This window comes from Streptosporangium sp. NPDC000509, from assembly GCF_042898365.1.
Classification (GTDB): domain Bacteria; phylum Actinomycetota; class Actinomycetes; order Streptosporangiales; family Streptosporangiaceae; genus Streptosporangium.
Genome location: NZ_JBIAYX010000018.1, coordinates 148,879 through 166,664, shown reverse-complemented (window position 1 = coordinate 166,664; position 17,786 = coordinate 148,879). Strand labels below are relative to the sequence as shown.

General features: G+C 70.4%; 14 protein-coding genes. All 14 read right to left on the bottom strand.

The features are described 5' to 3' along the window. Positions 1-128: 128 nt before the first annotated feature. The 14 genes from ACFY3D_RS30505 to ACFY3D_RS30440 all read right to left on the bottom strand — a co-directional run bounded on the left by ACFY3D_RS30505 (position 129) and on the right by ACFY3D_RS30440 (position 17,708). Positions 129-2,405 carry a [protein-PII] uridylyltransferase gene (locus tag ACFY3D_RS30505; protein ID WP_350948725.1) on the bottom strand — a complete coding sequence of 759 codons (2,277 nt, stop codon included), beginning with the start codon at positions 2,403-2,405 and terminating at the stop codon, positions 129-131. A gap of 3 nt (positions 2,406-2,408) precedes the next feature. Next, positions 2,409-2,747: a P-II family nitrogen regulator gene (locus ACFY3D_RS30500; protein ID WP_350948726.1), complete on the bottom strand. Its 339-nt coding sequence runs from the start codon at positions 2,745-2,747 to the stop codon at positions 2,409-2,411. Further along, a complete protein-coding gene (locus ACFY3D_RS30495) occupies positions 2,744-4,063 on the bottom strand; it encodes an ammonium transporter (RefSeq protein ID WP_350948727.1) in 1,320 nt (439 codons plus the stop codon). The genes ACFY3D_RS30500 and ACFY3D_RS30495 overlap by 4 nt, the downstream gene beginning before the upstream one ends. 1,502 nt (positions 4,064-5,565) lie before the next feature. Next, complete coding sequence (locus tag ACFY3D_RS30490) at positions 5,566-6,513, bottom strand: sigma-70 family RNA polymerase sigma factor (protein ID WP_362897661.1); 948 nt, start codon at positions 6,511-6,513, stop codon at positions 5,566-5,568. Between the two features lie 211 nt (positions 6,514-6,724). Next, positions 6,725-7,897, bottom strand: a complete 1,173-nt coding sequence (gene hutI / locus ACFY3D_RS30485; protein ID WP_389985614.1) for an imidazolonepropionase — start codon at positions 7,895-7,897, stop codon at positions 6,725-6,727. Then, on the bottom strand, positions 7,894-9,267 hold the full coding sequence (locus ACFY3D_RS30480) for a formimidoylglutamate deiminase (RefSeq protein ID WP_389985611.1): 1,374 nt from the start codon (positions 9,265-9,267) through the stop codon (positions 7,894-7,896). The genes hutI and ACFY3D_RS30480 overlap by 4 nt, the downstream gene beginning before the upstream one ends. Further along, the gene (locus tag ACFY3D_RS30475; RefSeq protein ID WP_389985756.1) at positions 9,255-10,418 is read right to left on the bottom strand and encodes an allantoate amidohydrolase; all 1,164 of its coding nucleotides are present in this window, start codon (positions 10,416-10,418) and stop codon (positions 9,255-9,257) included. The genes ACFY3D_RS30480 and ACFY3D_RS30475 overlap by 13 nt, the downstream gene beginning before the upstream one ends. A 105-nt stretch (positions 10,419-10,523) precedes the next feature. Next, positions 10,524-11,210, bottom strand: a complete 687-nt coding sequence (locus ACFY3D_RS30470; protein WP_389985608.1) for an SDR family oxidoreductase — start codon at positions 11,208-11,210, stop codon at positions 10,524-10,526. A 42-nt stretch (positions 11,211-11,252) separates the two neighbouring features. Then, positions 11,253-12,077, bottom strand: a complete 825-nt coding sequence (locus ACFY3D_RS30465) for a MurR/RpiR family transcriptional regulator (RefSeq protein WP_389985604.1) — start codon at positions 12,075-12,077, stop codon at positions 11,253-11,255. A 180-nt stretch (positions 12,078-12,257) separates the two neighbouring features. Beyond that, on the bottom strand, positions 12,258-13,913 hold the full coding sequence (hutU, locus tag ACFY3D_RS30460) for a urocanate hydratase (protein WP_350949809.1): 1,656 nt from the start codon (positions 13,911-13,913) through the stop codon (positions 12,258-12,260). A gap of 366 nt (positions 13,914-14,279) precedes the next feature. After that, complete coding sequence (locus ACFY3D_RS30455; protein ID WP_389985600.1) at positions 14,280-16,091, bottom strand: ABC transporter ATP-binding protein; 1,812 nt, start codon at positions 16,089-16,091, stop codon at positions 14,280-14,282. A 225-nt stretch (positions 16,092-16,316) separates the two neighbouring features. Beyond that, a complete protein-coding gene (locus ACFY3D_RS30450) occupies positions 16,317-16,514 on the bottom strand; it encodes a hypothetical protein (protein WP_362897647.1) in 198 nt (65 codons plus the stop codon). Between the two features lie 112 nt (positions 16,515-16,626). Continuing rightward, the gene (locus ACFY3D_RS30445; protein WP_389985597.1) at positions 16,627-17,313 is read right to left on the bottom strand and encodes a nucleotidyl transferase AbiEii/AbiGii toxin family protein; all 687 of its coding nucleotides are present in this window, start codon (positions 17,311-17,313) and stop codon (positions 16,627-16,629) included. Beyond that, positions 17,310-17,708: a hypothetical protein gene (locus ACFY3D_RS30440; RefSeq protein WP_362897643.1), complete on the bottom strand. Its 399-nt coding sequence runs from the start codon at positions 17,706-17,708 to the stop codon at positions 17,310-17,312. Before ACFY3D_RS30440 ends, ACFY3D_RS30445 begins: the two co-directional genes overlap by 4 nt. Positions 17,709-17,786: the final 78 nt, after the last annotated feature.

Here is a 17,786-nt window from a genome sequence, read left to right as displayed (position 1 = left end):
GCTCTCGATACCCCTCAATCACGACACAAGTGGACAACATCACACCACAAGGTCACGAGTAAGAATCGGCAAAACCGACATAGCGCCTTTAATCGTTACGAAGGCGACTAGGGACCGATTTTTTACGGTTATCGCAGGGCAGCGAGCACTTGATCGCGTACCTGTGCCCGCTGGACCTCGTCGGTCAGTGGGCGACCGGCTCTGTCGACCACGTAGAAGACGTCCACCGCCTCTGCGCCGAGAGTCTCCACACGGGCGGCCCGTACGTCAAGGCCACATTCACCAAATGCTCTACCAATCCGCCACAAAAGACCCGGACGGTCATGGGCGCGTACCTCGATGACGGTCGCGGTGTTGGAGGCGTCGTCCACCAGGTTCACCCTCGGCGGCGCCACCGGCACCCGGGCCGGGCGCATCGACCTGGTCCTCCTGGCCAGGCGTTGCTCGATGTCGAGACGACCGGCCAGGACGAGGCGCAGGTCGGCCTCCAGCGTCGCGGGGTCGGGCGGCGAGCCGTACTCGGGAACGACCGAGAACTCGATGACGGCGGTCGCCCCCGCCGAGGCCGCCGACGCGGAGCGGACCACCATCCGATGCGCGGCCAGCACCCCGGCCGCGCGCCAGAGCAGACCGGCGCGGTCGGGCGCGACCACGGTGACCGCTCCCCCGTTGATGCGCACGGCGCCGCCGCCGTGGCGGGCGAGGGAAGCCTGCTCCACCGAGAGCGAGGGCGCGGGACGCAGCGGGGTTCCCGAGAGCGCGGAACGCACCCGGCGCACCAGGTCGGCGACGAGCGAGGCCTTCCACGAGTTCCAGGCGGCGGGCCCGGTGGCGTGGCCGTCGGCCACCGCGAGGGCAGCCAGCAGTTCGAGGACCTCACGCGAGCCGACGGCCTCGGCCACCCGGGAGATCGTCACCGGGTCGTCCAGGTCGCGGCGGGTGGCCGTCTCGGGCAGTAGCAGGTGGTGGCGGACCACGGTCTCCAGGATGTCGACGTCCGCCGGGGGCAGGCCCATCCGGGTCCCGATGTCGCGGGCGACGACGGCACCGGTGGTGGAGTGGTCACCGGGATAGCCCTTGCCGATGTCGTGCAGGAGCGCGGAGATGAGCAGCAGGTCGGGCCGCGAGACCTCGCGGGTGAACGAGGCGGCCCCCGCGGCGGCCTCGATCAGATGCCGGTCGACGGTGTAGCGGTGCACCGGATTGCGCTGCGGTCGGTGCCGCACCCGCTCCCAGTCGGGCAGCAGGCGGACCAGCACTCCCGCCTGGTCGAGCTCCTCCCAGACGGGCACGGCCGCGCGGCCGGCCCCGAGCAGCGCCACCAGCGCGTCACGCGCCTCGTCCGGCCAGGGCACGGGCAGCGGCGGCGACTGGGCGGCCAGCGTGGTGACCGTGGCGGGCGCCAGCGGCAGCCCCGCCTCGGCCGCCGCGGCGGCGGCGCGCAGCACCAGCACCGGGTCCTTGCGCGGGTTCACCCCGCGAGCGAGCACGACCTCTCCACCGTGCTCGACGACGCCGTCGGCGAGCGGGCGGCGACCACGGGGGGTGGGGCCGGTGAGCAACCGGTCGACGGTGCGCCAGGTGGCGTCGAAGGCGTGCCCGATCGTCCTGGCGGCCTCGGCGAGCCTGCGCATCAGCGCCTCGGCGTCGAGCAGCCCGAGCATCCCGGCCACGGCGTCCTGCTCCTGGAGCACCAGCCTGTCCGCGCCGCGGGCGGTCACCAGGTGCAGACCGTGCCGGATGTCGAGCAGCAACTCATAGGCCTCACGGACCCGGGGACCCGGGGCCGAGGCGACCCAGGCCGCCGCCACCGCCTGCATCGCCTGCACGTCGCGGATGCCGCCGCGGGAGTCCTTGAGGTCGGGTTCGAGCAGGAACGCCAGCTCGCCGCTCGCCTCCGCCCGCTTGTCCGCGGCGTCACGCAGCTCGCCCAGGCGGCGCCGGGAGTCGGCACGCCACTCGGCGAGCACGATCTCACGCGCCGAGCGCGTCAGCTCCGGGTCTCCGGCCACGTGCCGCGCCTGGATCAGGCCGAGGACCGCCTTGAGGTCCTCCCTGGCGACCTTGGCCGCCTCGTCCACCGTCCGCACCGAGTGGTCGAGACCGACCCCCGAGTCCCAGATCGGATACCAGATGCGGTCGGCGACACGCGCGACGTCCTCCCGCCCGTCGTGCAGCAGGACCAGGTCGAGGTCACTGCCCGGCGCGAGTTCGGAGCGGCCAAGGCTCCCGACCGCGACGAGCGCGACCCCGTTGAGGGCGCCGCGCTCGTCGTTTCTCGTCGTTCCCCCGTTAGGCCCGTACGGCGTACCGCAGGCGGTGCGGACCAGGTCCGTCAACCAGCGGTCGATGTCCGCGGCCCGTTCCTTACGGGCCGCGGCGTACGAGCGAGCGTCGCCTCTCACCGGTTAGAGCGCCTCAGGTCCGCGTTCCCCGGTGCGGACGCGGATGACCGTGTCCACAGGGACGGACCACACCTTGCCGTCACCGATCTTGCCGGTCTGCGAGGCCTTGACGATGACGTCGATGACATCCTCGGCGTCCTCCTCCTCGGCGAGCACCTCAAGGCGGACCTTGGGCACCAGGTCGACCTGGTACTCGGCACCCCGGTAGACCTCGGTGTGACCACGCTGGCGGCCGTAACCGCTCGCTTCGCTGACCGTCATTCCCTTGACCCCGAACTGCTCCAGGGCCGCTTTCACGTCATCGAGCTTGAACGGCTTGATGATCGCTGTGATGAGTCTCATGCGTCCACCTTCTTAGACGCCGGGGTGGGGGCCGGACCGTTGACGGCGGCCACACCCGAGGAGTGGATGGTGCCGAGGTCGTAACCGGTCTCGGCGTGGGAGGTGATGTCGACGCCGGTGATCTCGTCTTCCTGCGAGATGCGGAAGCCCATTGTCTTGTCGATGATCTTAGCGATGATCCAGGAGATAACGAAGGAGTAGGCGCCGACCGCGACGGGACCGAGCACCTGCACACCGAGCTGGGAGATCGGCCCGCCGTAGAAGAGGCCCTTCTCCTGGCCGTCGGCGAACGGGTAGGCGGCGACGAAGCCCAGCGCCACCGCACCCACGACACCGCCGACGAGGTGGACGCCGACCACGTCGAGGGAGTCGTCGTAGCCGAGCTTGTACTTCAGGCCGACCGCGTAGGCACAGGCGACACCGGCGAGCGCGCCGATCACGAACGCCGCCCAGGGGTCGACGAAACCACAGGCCGGGGTGATCGCGACCAGGCCGGAGACCGCACCGGAGGCGACACCCAGGGTGGTGGAGTGACCGTCGCGGATCTTCTCGACGAGGATCCAGGCGCCCGCCGCGACGGCGGTGGCGATCTGGGTGTTGATGAACGCCAGGCCGGTCGTGCCGTCAACGGCGAGCTCGGAGCCCGAGTTGAAGCCGAACCAGCCGAACCACAGCAGGGCCGCGCCGAGAAGGACCAACGTGAGGTTGTGCGGTCGCATCGGGTCCTTGCGCCAGCCGACGCGCTTGCCGATCACCAGGGCGACCGCGAGGGCCGCGGCTCCGGCGTTGATGTGGACGACCGTACCGCCGGCGAAGTCCTCGATGCCGAGGCTGCTCAGCCAGCCGCCGCCCCACACCCAGTGGGCCACGGGGAAGTAGACGACCGTCGCCCAGACAATGGCGAAGACGACCCACGCGCCGAACTTCACCCGGTCGGCGAGCGCTCCGCTGATCAGCGCGACCGTGATGATCGCGAAAGTCATCTGGAACGTCGAGAAGACCAGGCTCGGCATACCGGTGCCGTCATCCTTGGTCGCCGTCTCGACCAGGCCGCTCAGACCGATGTTGTCGAGTCCACCGATAATCTTGTTGAGGAATCCCGAACCGTCTCCGACGGTGTCGAAGGCGAGCGAGTGACCGTAGAGCACCCAGGCGATCGTCACGACGATGATGCTGACCCACGACATCATCATCATGTTCAGAACACTCTTGGCCCTGGTCATGCCCCCGTAGAAGAACGCGAGACCCGGTGTCATGAGTAGGACGAGTGCGGTACTCGCGAGCATCCAGGCTGTGGAGCCGCTATCGATCTCCATGCGAAGCGACCCTCCTTCCAATTGGCTTTTGCCGGTTTCACATGCAGTGATCGCTTCTGGGCTCCATCGACCGGCCGCGCACTGACGTTGCGCCACAGCGTGTTCTTCTACCGTTTCAAGGTGTGACCTTGTGTGTTTCACATCTGTGAATCTCGGCAGCAGGGTGTTTCAGATGTGTTTCGGACAAGGTGTGCCATGACTTGGAGATGGCCTTAAAAGAGCCCAGGTCAACTCCACTTGGCGGTTACCAGGGCTTTCGCCACCCCTACGCCACGCCCACCGGACCCCCTCGATCCGGACGAATAGGCTGGCCCGTAACCCCTGGTCACCCTCGGTCCCCTTCCCCGGAACGGACCCCGGCAGGCTTCTGGGGACGGCTCGACCTCGCGACCGTTCACGCTGCGGTGGGCGGGTGCTCCGGCCGGCCGTCTCAGTCACCGTCTGGCGTTTCAGGCCTCCGGCCTGCTCGGGCGCGGTGGTTGCGGGCTTCTTTCAAGCCGGCCGGAACACCCGCCCACCTCCGCTGCGCACGCCCCCGCCGTACGGCGCGCGGACCGTAGTCGCTCTCTCTCCGGCCGCCCTGTGACCTCTGTGCGGCTGAAGCGATCCGTACGAGACCGCTCAGAGCGGGCCGCCGTAACTGAAGCGTTACTTTCGAAAGGAGCGCACGGCGCGCACCGTAGAAAACCAGACCCCCACCGCACCGATCCCTCTCACCACACAATGCGGCGGAACACATAAACAAACCACGAAACAGGCCGAGCCATGCCGGTTCAGACCCTTACCAATAGCCGACGTCCCATAGCGCAGGAGTAGCGAGCATTCACCACAGTGGTCACGTTGCCCGCCCTGTCACGGAGTCCCACATCCCACGCCACGACCGCGCGCATTCGGATGAACATCGGCACACGATCCCGACGACGAAAGCAGCCGCTCTCACAGAACCTTTGACCTGCGCCGCACCCTCCCGACCCCCATCATGTCCCGACCGGCGCCCAGCCCTGCGCACCTTTCCGAGGTGGCGCTTCAGCTACGGCGCCCCGCTTTCGACGGTCCCGTACGGATCGCTTCAGCCACCCACGGAACCCAGGGCGGCCGGAGAGAAAGCCACTACGGTCCGCACGCCGTACGGCGAGAGCACGTGCAGCGGAGGTGGGCGGGTGTTCCGGCCGGCTTGAAAAGAGCCCGCAACCACCGCGCCCGAGCAGGCCGGAGGCCTGAACCACCGGAGCGCAACTGAGACGGCCGGCCGGAACACCCGCCCACCGCAGCGTGAACGGCGAAGAAACCGGCGACGCACCACACCCCGAACAGCCATGGAATCGACCAAGCGTGAACGGCACGGGCTCACACAACCTGAACACCGTGGAATCGACCAGGCGTGAGCGGCGACGGAACTCACCACAGCGTGAGCAACACGGAGCCGCCGCGGCGACAAGCCTCACCGTAAAGAACCCCACGATCCGGCACGGTCCAAACGAGACCGTGCCGGATCACGAAGCTCAGGCCGCCGTCGCCATCTTCCGCAGCCGGGCCAGGGCGTCACGCTCGATCCGGCGGGCACGGTCGCGACCGATGCCGTACCGCTCGCCGACCTCGGTCAGCGTGTGCTCGCGGCCGTCCATCAGGCCGTAGCGCCAGCGGAGCATCTCACGGGTCTGCCCCTCAAGCCCGGTCAGCCACTCCTCGAGGCGCTCGCGCTCCAGGATGTCCATCGCCTGCTGCTCGGGGTCGGCCCACGTGTCATCGGCGATCATGTCGCCGAGCTCGGTCTCGTCCTCGTCACCCACGCCCAGTTGCAGGGAGACGGGGTCGGAGGCCCAGCGGCGGAGCTCACGGACCCGCTCGATGGGGAGTTCGAGCACCGTGGCCAGATCGGCGTCGGTCGGCTCGACGTCGAACTCGGCCAGCATGTCGCGGCGGACCCGCATCAGCCTGGTCATCTGCTCGCCCGCGTGGGTGGGCAGGCGCACCGGCCTGGCCTGCTCGTGGATGGCGCGTCCCACCGACTGCCTGATCCACCACGTGGCGTATGTGGAGAACTTGTAACCGCGCCGGTAGTCGAACTTCTCGACCGCGCGGACCAGCCCCAGGTTTCCCTCCTGGACCAGATCGATCAGCGGCATTCCCCGCCCGGAATATTTGCGCGCGACGGCCACCACAAGACGTAGATTGGCCTGGATGAATTCATCCTTGGCCCTCTGTCCGGAAACGGCCAGCCGTTCAAGCTCCTCATCGGCCGCGTCACCGATCCGCGGCTCCGTCAATCCGCCCAACCCACCGTCCAGCAACTGCTCAGCGAAGAGACCCGCCTCGATCCGCTTGGCGAGCTCGACCTCTTCCTCCGCGGTGAGCAGGGGCACCCGTCCAATCTCTGCCAGGTAGGTCCCGAGCAGGTCTCGATCAGAGACATGCTGATCCTGCGTCCGATTCCCCGTCGGCCTTGCCATCCGATGGCACCTCGCTCCGCGTGCTTATGACGTGTCCAACCGCTCGCTCAAGGCCCCGTGCGCTCAGACACATCGCTTGTCTTTTCAACGGACGGATCAGGGCAAAGATTCCCTCAAGAAGTACGCCTGGAGAATGGTTTTGGATTTCCTCCTCAAGGAGGATGTTTCCCTGCGCCGCGACGAGTGCCACCACTAACCCCAGCAAAGGGGCTCAAACCAGGCGGCGCCCCTCCTTCCAGACCTGCCTCACCAGCGGTACCCCCGGCCGGTAGGCGAGGTGGACGTAGGTGGGTGTGTCGAGAATCACCAGATCCCCCCTGCTGCCCACCCGCAGCGTGCCGACGTCCCCGCGGCGCAACGCCCTCGCACCGCCGTACGTGGCGGCCCTGATCGCCTCCAGCGGTGTCATCCGCATCTCACGGACCGCCAGTGCCACGCAGAACGGCATGGAGGAGGTGAAGGAGGAGCCGGGGTTGCAGTCGGTGGCGAGCGCGACGGTCACCCCGGCGTCCAGCAGGCGACGGGCGTCAGGGTAAGGCGAGCGGGTGGAGAACTCCGCGCCGGGCAGCAGGGTCGCCACCACCCCCGACGACGACAGCGCCGAGACGTCGTCGTCGCTCAGATGGGTGCAGTGGTCGGCGGAGGCCGCGCCCACCTCGGCGGCGATCCGCACCCCCGGCCCCTCACCCAGCTGGTTGGCGTGGATCCGCGGCAGCAGTCCCGCCTTCACCCCGGCGAGGAGGATCTCCCTGCTCTGGTCGGCGTCGAAGGCTCCGCGCTCGCAGAACACGTCGACCCACCGGGCGTGCGGCGCGCACGCCTCCAGCATCTCCCCGGTGACGGTGCGGACGTACTCGTCGGCCGAGGAGGCGTCGGGGGGGACGACGTGCGCGCCCAGGTAGGTGGTCTCCTCGGTGAACCTCCGCGCGATCTCCAGTGACCGGCGCTCGTCCTCGACCGTGAGACCGTAGCCGCTCTTGATCTCGACCGTGGTCGTCCCCTGGGTGAGCATCTCGGCGACCAGGGCGGCGGTGCGCGCCGCGAGTTCGGCGTCGGAGGCGGCGCGGGTGGCCGACACCGTCGTACGGATACCTCCCGCCGTGTACGGGCGCCCCGCCATGCGGGCGGCGAACTCGGCGCTGCGGTCGCCCGCGAAGACGAGGTGGGCGTGGCTGTCGACGAAACCGGGGATGACGCAGCGACCCTCCACATCCACCCGTTCGTCGGCGTGCGGAGCCGCGTCGGCGGGACCCGCCCACACCACCTCGCCGCCCTCGACCACCAGCGCCGCGTTCTCGATCTCCTCCCGCGCCGGGTCGCCCGTGTAGAGCAGGCCGATGCCGTCGAAAAGGGTGCTCGTCACCGGACGGTCCTCGCTCGTCATACCGACCTCTCCTCCCGCGCCTCGGCGAGTGCCTCGCCGACCGCTTGCGCGAGCATCGCGCCCACGTCGCCGAGTACGTGCCCGCCGTCGACGACCACGTGACGCCCGCCCGACACCACGGAGTGCACGTCGGCGGCGGTCGCGGCGAAGACCACGCTCTCCGCCAGGTGCGCCGGGGATGCTCCGGCCGTACGGACCGAGTCCAGGCGCACCGACACCAGGTCGGCCCAGGCACCGGGGACGAGCATGCCCGCGTCGGCGAAGCCGAGCGAGTCGTGCCCCGCGGCCGTGGCCGCGTTCAGGAGTTCGGCGGCCGACCAGTGACCGCGCAGCTCGGTCGCGAGCCGCTCGTCCAGCTCGACCGCGCGGGCCTCCTCGAACAGGTCGATCACCGCGTGGCTGTCCGAGCCGAGCGTGATGGGCGAGCCCGCCTCGAACAGCCTCCTCGCCGGCCCGATGCCGTCGGCGAGGTCGCGCTCGGTCGTCGGGCACATGCACACGCGCGTGCCGGAGGCGCCGAGCAGCGCGACGTCCACGTCCGACAGGTGCGTGGCGTGTACGGCGGTCGAGCGGGGACCGAGCGCGCCGTGCGCGTCCAGCAGCTGGACCGGGGTCGCGGCGTAGGCGTCCACGCAGGCGGCGTTCTCGGCCCGCTGCTCGGAGACGTGGGCGTGCAGCGGGACCGCGTGGTGCCGGGAGAACTCGGCGACCACGGGGATCTGCTCGGCCCGCACCGCGCGGACCGAGTGCACGGCCACGCCGATCTCCACGTCCCGATCCTCCCGGTATCCGGCCACGAGCGCCTCGGCCCGCGCGGCCCACCCGTCGGCGTCCCCGTCGCCGAAGCGCCGCTGCGCACCGCTCAGCGGGGTGCCGACGCCGCCGGTCAGGTAGCAGGCGTCCAGGAGCGCGATGCGCAGCCCCGCCTCCCGCGCGGCCTGGACGAGCGCGTGTCCCATCGCGTTCGAGTCGTCGTACGGCCTGCCGTCCGGCCCGTGGTGCAGGTAGTGGAACTCCCCCACGCAGGTGATCCCGGCCAGCGACATCTCGGCGAACGTGGCCCTGGCGAGCCTGAGGTAGGAGTCGGGGTCGAGCGTTCCCGCCACGCCGTACATCCGCTCGCGCCAGGTCCAGAAGCTGCCCTTCTCGCGCTGCGTCACCCCGCGCAGGGCGCGGTGGAAGGCGTGGGAGTGCGCGTTGGCGAGTCCGGGAAGGGTGAGGCCCGCGAGCCGGACGGCTCCGCCGGGCGGGGTCGTCACGCCGGTGACGATCTCGGCGATCAGGGTGTCCCTGACCTTGACGAGTACTCCCGCGACGGCCTCGCCCGGCGGCAGCCAGGCCAGCTCGCACCAGTAGTTCAGCTCCCGCACAGGTCCTCCACGACGGCGGCGAGGGCGGTGACCCCGGCGTGACAGTCGGCCCGGTCCGCGTGTTCCTCCGGAGAGTGCGAGATTCCCGTTGGATTGCGGACGAACACCATCGCGCTGGGCACGCCCGCGGAGGCGAGGATGCCCGCGTCGTGTCCGGCGCCGGTCGGCAGGACGGGTGCGCCGCCCGCGGCCTCGGCGACCCGTTCCCGCAGGGCCGCGTCGAAGTCGACGACCGGGGTCCACGACTCGACCGTGACCTCGGCACCGGAGAAGTCGGTGAGTTCGGCGACGAGCTCCCTCACCGCGTCCTCGTCGCCGCCCCTGGCGTCCAGCCAGGCGCTGACCAGGCCGGGGATGGCGTTGGCGTTGTTGGGCGACACGCGCGTCTTGCCGAAGGTGGCGACCACGCCGCCGCGCTGGGCGGCCTGGCGGGCGTGCAGGACGGTACGGGCGAAGGGCAGCATGGGGTCGTCGCGGTCGGCCAGGCGGGTGGTGCCCGCGTGGTTGGCCTGGCCGTGGAAGTCGAACCGCCAGCGGCCGTGCGGCCAGATGGCCGAGGCGACGCCGACCTCGGCGCCGGCGTGGACGAGGTTCTGTCCCTGCTCGACGTGGAGTTCGACGAAGACGCCGATGTGCCGCAGGGTCTCCTCGTCCCTGCCCAGAGCGCCGGGGTCGCGCCCCGCCGCGCGCAGCACCTCGGCGAGCGAGTCGCCCTCGTCGTCCTTCAGGGCGCGGGCCCTGTCCGGGTCGAGGATGCCGGTCAGCAGGCGGGAGCCGACGCACGGGACGCCGAACCTGGCGCCCTCCTCGTCGGTGAAGCAGGCGATTCCCACGGGGCGCGCGGGCCGGAAGTCCTTCGCCCGCAGCAGGTCGAGGGCGGCGAAGGCCGACACGACGCCGAGGGGGCCGTCGAAGGCGCCGCCCTGGCGCACCGAGTCGAGATGACTGCCGGTGACCACGCCGGGCCGGTCCGAGGGGTCACCCCACCAGGCCCACAGGTTGCCGTTGCGGTCCTCCCTCAGGTCGAGGCCGCGTCTGTCGGCCTCCTGCCCGAACCATCGCCGGAGTTCCAGATCCGCGGGCGACCACGCGTCTCGCAGGTAGCCCCGGGTCCGGCCGTCACGTCCGAGGTGCTCTATGGCACCCCACATCTCGTCGAACACCCTCCCATTATGTGAATGAGACCATTCATTGGCGAGCCCGCCGCGCCCTCGGCCCGGCGGCCTCCCAACCTGAGGCGTCTTCGGTCACCGCGTTCAGTTCGAGGGCTTGCCGGTGGGACGGATGGTGATCTCGGTGATGTTGGCGTCCGGGGACGCGGTCAGAGCGGTCAGCACCACCCTGGCCACCGAGTCCGCGTCGAGGTGATCCTCCTGCCGGTAGGGGCCGCCCTCCTGTGCCCGTACCTCACGCTGCATGTCGGTCGCGACCCGCCCCGGGTAGATCGTGGTGACCTGGAGCTCGGGCTCCTCCAGGCGGAGCCCGTCGGCGAAGGCGCGCAGCGCGTACTTGCTCGCCGCGTAGGAGACCCAGCTCGGGTTCGCCCGCAGCCCGGAACCGGAGTTGATCAGCACCACGTGGCCGTGCGCCGCGCGCAGGGCGGGCAACAGCAGCCGGGTGAGCTCGGCCACCGCGACCACGTTGATCTCCATCGTGCGCCGCCACACCTCGACGGGGGTCTCCTCGACACGGCCCAGGTGCACCACGCCCGCGCTGTGCACCAGCACGTCGAGCCGGTCGATGTCGGCGACGTCGGCCTCGGTGACGGCGGTGAGCTCCACCGGCCAGGGCCGCGCGCCGGGCAGCTCGGCGACCATCCCGGACAGCGCCTCGGTGTCGCGTCCGCCGAGCAGCAGGTCGTGCGTGGGGGCCAGGGCACGGGCGATCGCGGCGCCGATCCCTTTGGAGGCGCCGGTGATCAGCGCGGTAGGTCGTTCTGACATGGCAGTCACCTTACCCACGGCAAAAACGATCACCGCGGGCCGTCAGTCGGGTTGCTCGGTGAAGACCCCGGCCTGGTCGGTCATCCGCTCGTACTCCTCAAGCCTGGCCTGGGTACGCAGCGGCGCCGCGTCGGCCATCGCCTCCACCAGCACCATGGCCAGGGCGAGAGGGCCCGCGTGCGAGTCGAAGACGAGCCGCTCGCCGACGGGGGCGGCCAGGACCACGTCCGCCGCGAAGGGCACGTCCCGCCGGTCGGTGATCACCGCCGTACGCAGGCCGAGGTGACGGGCGTCCCGCAGGGCCTGCACGGCCTCGGCCGGGTAGCGGGGCAGGACGACGGCGACGAGCCAGGCCGCTCCCGCCCTGCGCGCGGCGTACAGGCCGTCGGCCAGCTCGGAGCCGCCGTGGGTGAGCAGGCGGACATCGGGGTGGATCCGCCGCGCGAAGTAGGCGAACGTGGTGGCGAGCCCGCTCGACACCCGCAGGCCGAGCACCGGCAGGGGCTCGCATCCCGCCAGGTTGGCGCCCAGCTCGGAGAGGTCGGAGGGGTCGCTCAGCGCGTCGCGCACGCTCCGCAGGTTGTCGATCTCCACGTCGATCGCGGTCTGCAGGTCGTTGGCCCGCGACGGCCTCCTGCCGCCCACGACCAGGGGGCGCAGCGCCTGCCGCAGCTCGGGATATCCCCCGAAGCCGAGCACCATCGCGAACCTCGTCACCGACGGCTGGCTCACCCCGGCCCGGTCGGCGAGCTCCACGCTGGACAGGAAGACGGCCTCGGACAGGTGGTCGCCCAGGTAACGCGCGATCCGCCGCTGCACGGGCGACAGTCTCCGCCCCTCCAGAAGCCGATCGAGTCCGTCACCCACGCCCCCTCCAACCGCTCGAACCCCCACGAGCATTCCCCTCCCGTCCCGCCCCGCTGTCGTTCATACACCCGCGGAGACGAAAACGAGCGGCACCGGGGGAATTCGCGCACCGCGATCGGGACGCGGCACGCGAATCGGCACCCGTACGTCCCCGCGGGGACCCGGTCGCGGCGCGTCCGGTCAGGACTCGCGCATCGGGACGCGCACACCCCGCTCCTCGGCCACGGTGACGGCCTCGTCGTACCCGGCGTCGACGTGGCGGATGACGCCCGTGCCCGGGTCGTTGGTGAGGACCCGGTTGAGCTTCTCGGCCCCCAGCCTGGTGCCGTCGGCCACGGTGACCTGCCCCGAGTGGATGGAACGGCCGATGCCGACACCGCCGCCGTGGTGGATGGAGACCCACGCGGCGCCGGAGGCGACGTTGAGCATCGCGTTCAGCAGCGGCCAGTCGGCGATCGCGTCGGAGCCGTCCGCCATGCCCTCGGTCTCCCGGTACGGGCTCGCGACGCTGCCGCAGTCGAGATGGTCACGGCCGATCACCAGCGGGGCCTCGATCTCCCCCGAGGCGACCATGTCGTTGAACCGCTCCCCCGCCAGGTGGCGCTCGCCGTACCCGAGCCAGCAGATGCGGGCGGGCAGCCCCTGGAAGTGGACCTTCTCCCCGGCCATCCGGATCCACCTGGCGAGCGGCTCGTTGTCGGGGAACAACTCCAGGATCGCGCGGTCGGTCTTGGCGATGTCGGAGGCGGCGCCGGACAGCGCGGCCCAGCGGAACGGGCCCTTGCCCTCGCAGAACAGCGGCCGGATGTAGGCGGGCACGAAGCCGGGGAAGTCGAACGCGCGGGTGTAGCCCGCGAGCAGCGCCTCGCCCCGGATCGAGTTGCCGTAGTCGAAGACCTCGGCCCCGGCGTCCTGGAAACCGACCATCGCCTCCACGTGGGCGGCCATGGACTCGCGGGCCCTGCGGGTGAAGCCCGCCGGGTCCTTCTCGCGCTCGCCGGCCATGTCCTCGAAGGCCACGCCGACCGGCAGGTACATCAGCGGGTCGTGGGCGGACGTCTGGTCGGTGACGACGTCGATCTCGGCGCCCCTGCGCAGCAGTTCCGGCACGACCTCGGCCGCGTTGCCCTCGACCCCGATGCTCAGTGGCTCGCGCCGGTCGCGGGCCTCGTACGCCAGACGCAGCGCCTCGTCGAGGTCGGCGGCGCGGACGTCCAGGTAGCGGTGCTCGATGCGCCGGTCGATCGACCTGGGGTCGCAGTCGACGCAGATCACCACGCCGCCGTTCATCGTCACGGCGAGCGGCTGGGCGCCGCCCATGCCGCCGAGCCCGGCGGTCAACGTGATCGTCCCGGCGAGGCTCCCGCCGAACCGCTTGGCGGCCACGGCCCCGAAGGTCTCGTAGGTGCCCTGCAGGATGCCCTGGGTGCCGATGTAGATCCAGGAGCCGGCCGTCATCTGCCCGTACATGGTGAGCCCGGCGGCCTCCAGACGCCGGAACTCCTCCCAGTTGGCCCAGTCGGGCACCAGGTTGGAGTTGGCGATGAGCACCCGGGGCGCCCACTCGTGGGTGCGGAACACCCCGACGGGGCGGCCCGACTGCACCAGCAGCGTCTCGTCGCCCTCCAGGGTGGTCAGGGTACGGGTGATCGCGTCGAAGGAGCGCCAGTCGCGGGCGGCCTTGCCCGAGCCGCCGTAGACGACGAGCTGCTCGGGATGCTCGGCGACCTCGGGATCGAGATTGTTCTGGATCATGCGGAGCGCCGCCTCCTGCGGCCACCCCTTGGCGGTGAGCGTGGTGCCGCGCGGCGCGCGCACGATCCGGCTGCCGGACATGCCCGACCTCCCCCTCAAGAATGAATGAATGTATTCATACTTGGTCACCCGGAGGCCACCGGTCAACCCGGCGAAGGGGGTGCCCCGGGCAGCACGCCCGCGGCACCCCCTGGTGTAGCCGTAACGATCGCCACGCCCCGGCTCCTCGTCCCGCACGGACGGGACCGGGTGATCGAATGCGGCGCGCGCCCGACGGGCGCTCCGATGCGAAGGAGAGGCTCCGCACAGGCGGGGATGCCCGGTTCACCGGACGGCGAATCAGCCCCCCGACCCAGTGTCCGAATTATTCCTTTATGAACGATATGAATTTACGCAACCGAGCCGATCCCCGCAGCACCTGGTGGGGAAGGGAACGGACAGCCGGCCTCAGCCGGGCAGCAGGAACTGGGTGGTGGCCAGCTCGCGGTAGAGGGCGTCGTCGGCGAGCAGCTCGTCGTGGGGGCCCACGGCCCTCACCCTGCCCGCCTCCATCACCACGATCCGGTCGGCCCCCGCCACGGTGGAGAGGCGGTGGGCGATCACCAGCACGGTCGTCTCCGCCGCCACCTCCGCGACCACCTCCCGGAGCCTCAGCTCGTTGACCGCGTCGAGCTGGGAGGTGGCCTCGTCGAGCAACAGGAGCCGGGGACTGCGCAGCAGTGCGCGGGCGATGGCGACCCGCTGGCGCTCGCCGCCGGAGAGCATGATCCCTCGATGGCCGACCCGGGTCTCCAGTCCCTCGGGGAGCCGGGAGACCAGATCCTCCAGCCGGGTACGGGCGAGCACCCGCCAGATGTCGGCCTCGTCCACACCCGGCGCGGCGAAGACGAGGTTCTCCCTGAGCGTGCCGTCCAGCACCGGCGCGTCCTGCTCGACGTAGCCGAGGCAGGCGCGCAACTCGGCGAGCGGCCAGTCCGCGATGTCGCGGCCGTCGATCGTGATCGTCCCCGCCCGCCGCTCGTAGAAGCGCTCCAGCAGTGCGAAGACCGTGGACTTGCCCGCCCCTGACGGGCCCACCAGGGCGGTCAGGCCGCCCGCGGGCACCTCGAAGGAGACGGCGTCGTGGACGACCGGTCTGTCGTCGCCGTAGCGGAAGGCGACGTTCTCGAAGACGACCCCGGCGGGCACTCTTCCGACCTCGTACGCCGCGCCGTCCGCTCTCTCTGCGGGAAGCTCCTCGATCTCGCGGATCCTCTTCACCGCGGCCAGGCCGTTCTGCACCTGCGTGAAGCCCTGAACCAGCTGGCCGATGGGGGCGACCAGATAGAACAGGTACAGCAGGAAGGCGATCAGCGAGGAGACCTCCAGCACGCCGGAGGTGACCCGCGCGCCGCCCACGCCGAGCACGGCCACGAACGCCAGTTGCGCGGAGACCCACGCCGAGACGCCGGCGATCGACGTCAGCCAGGCCACGGCGATCCCCCGGTCACGCGCCTCGCGGGCCGCCTCACCCACCGCGGCGATCTCCCGCTCCTCCGCGCCGCTCGCCTTCACGGTACGGAACGCCTGGAGCACCCGGTCGAGGACCGCGCCCATCTCGCCCACCGCGACCTGCGCCTGCATGGAGGCACGCTGGATGCGGGGCATGATCAGGCTGACGAAGCCGCCGACCACGACCATCACTCCCAGCGTGATGAGCAGCAACACCCCGTCGATGAGCGCCATCATCACCACGGCGCCCACGAGCATGAACAGCGAGCTGACCGTCTCGACCACGCCGTTGGTGAACACCGCCCGCAGCAGCGTGGTGTCCGAGGTCACCCTGGACATCAGGTCACCCGGCTTGAGCCGATCGACCTCGGAGACCCGCAGCCGCAGCATCCGGTCGACGAGGGTACGGCGGGCGGAGAAGACGATGCCCTCGCCCATCCGTTCCAGCACGTAGTTACCCAGCGCGCCGATGACCGCGCCCAGGAGCACGGCGGCGGTCAGGCCGAGCACCGGACCGAGCAGGGAGCGCTGCTCGCCGAAGGCGTCGATGACCGTCTTGGCCAGGAGTGGCATCGCCAGCCCCGCCAGCGAGCCGACCAGACTGAGCACCCCGCCCAGCAGCAGGGCCCTTCTGTGGGGCCGTATGTAGGCGACCAGCAACCGCCAGGAGGCGGACTCCGGCACGGTGCCGCCGAGTTGTCCCGGTTCGCCGGGGTCTTCAGTGTTTCCCGCGTCGTTTCCAGCGTCCCGTGATATGACCCCCGCCAACGTGTCCCCCTCAGAAACGACGCGATCGGCCTTCGGCCGCTTTTCCTGTCTACCGCGCACGAATCCATCTCGGGCGGCTCGCCCTGGTCGGAGATGAAAACAATGACGTCAATGTAGGTTGACACCATCGATGGTGTCAACCTACATTGACGTCATGTGACGGGAAAGGCGTCGGAAAACCGATCGGAAGGGACTTGGCGAGCGGCAGGACACCTGGGGCGGGAGTCAGCGGCGGCGGACGCCGTACTCTCTGCGCATCTCCGCGACGGTGTCCAGGATCTCGTCCTTGGTCTTCAGAAGCTTCGCCTCGGCCTCCTCCGTCCTCGCCTCGGCCACCTTGCGGCGGTCACCCACCCGACCGGCCAGCTTCAGCTTGGCCTTGGCCTTCATTTCACGCAGGTTGAGCTTCTCCATAAGACCCATGATCAGCACCCTTCGGCAGAGAGGACCCCCAACTGCCCCGCGAGGAGCCGAGTATGCGTCACAGGAGTCCCCCGCCTCCCTTGGGTCCCCGGCCTCACCGGTTCAGGTCTTCTCAGTCGGGGTCGGGAACGTCGTCGTAGTCGACGTCGCCCTCCTCGGCGCGGCGGAGACCGATGTCCTCCACCCAGGCGCGGGCGAACCGGCGGATCTCCGTGATCCGCTCGTCGTCCACGCCGTAGGCCTCGAAGTCCTCGTCCGCGATCAGGTCGACGAACTCCAGCCTCATCACCAGCTCGGCGAGCTCGAACTCCTCGTTGTGCAGGCGGGCGAGGTGTTCGAGCTCGCGGAAGCCGTACAGGTGGGAGACCGAGGCGATGTCGATGACGTCGCGGGCGAGGCTGCGCTCGTGCAGCGCCCGCATCTTCAGGCCGACCGCGTCGTCCAGGGAGACGACGGAGATGTCGCCGACGATCACGGGCTGCTGCTGGAACGCCTCCCTGAGCAGGTCGAACTCGCAGCTCTGCTCGGTCACCGGGTCGCTCACCACGAGGCGGCCCATCCGGGGCGTCACCTCCGTCATGGTGACCTCCAGCCCGGCCTGCCTGAACGCCTCGGCCATTCCCTCCGCGACCTCGGGCAGCGGCGTCTCGGCGGCGGTGGCGAAGTCGAGGTCGTCGCTCGGGCGTTCGGTGAAGCCGTGGGCGTTCATCGCGTACCCGCCCGCCAGGACCAGCCCGAACCTGCCGCAGGCGGGTAGCGCGGCCTCCAGCATCCGCTGCTGGAACGGAGGCAGGATCACCGTTCCCACCCCGGCGCCGCGGCGCCCGTCCCGGTTTCCGCCTCGGCGCCACGATCCGCCTCGACGCCCGTCCCGGTGCCCCACCCCAGGGCGGTGATCTTGGTTTCCCAGGCCCTCCGGTAACTCGGCCCGATGCCCCGGCGCAGGGTCGGCCAGTCGGCGACGAGATGCTCGGCGTTCAGATACGACTCGGCGTCGGAGCGGCCACCGCCGGTGATGACCGTGCGGTAGAGGCTCATCCGTAGCAGCGGGTTCACCAGATCGAACTCGGTGAGCCCGGACCAGCCGAGGTGGACGGGCAGGGCGACCGTCCCCGTCGCCGGGCCGCGCAGGTCGGCCAGCGATTCCGGGACGCGCCGCTCCACGCCGTCCCATCGGGAAGGAAGCGTACTCACGTCCCCCAGTATGCCCGCCGTTCGCCCGAGGTCCACGGGACGCGCGGGCCCACGACGGACTCGGCGGCGGGTTCAGTG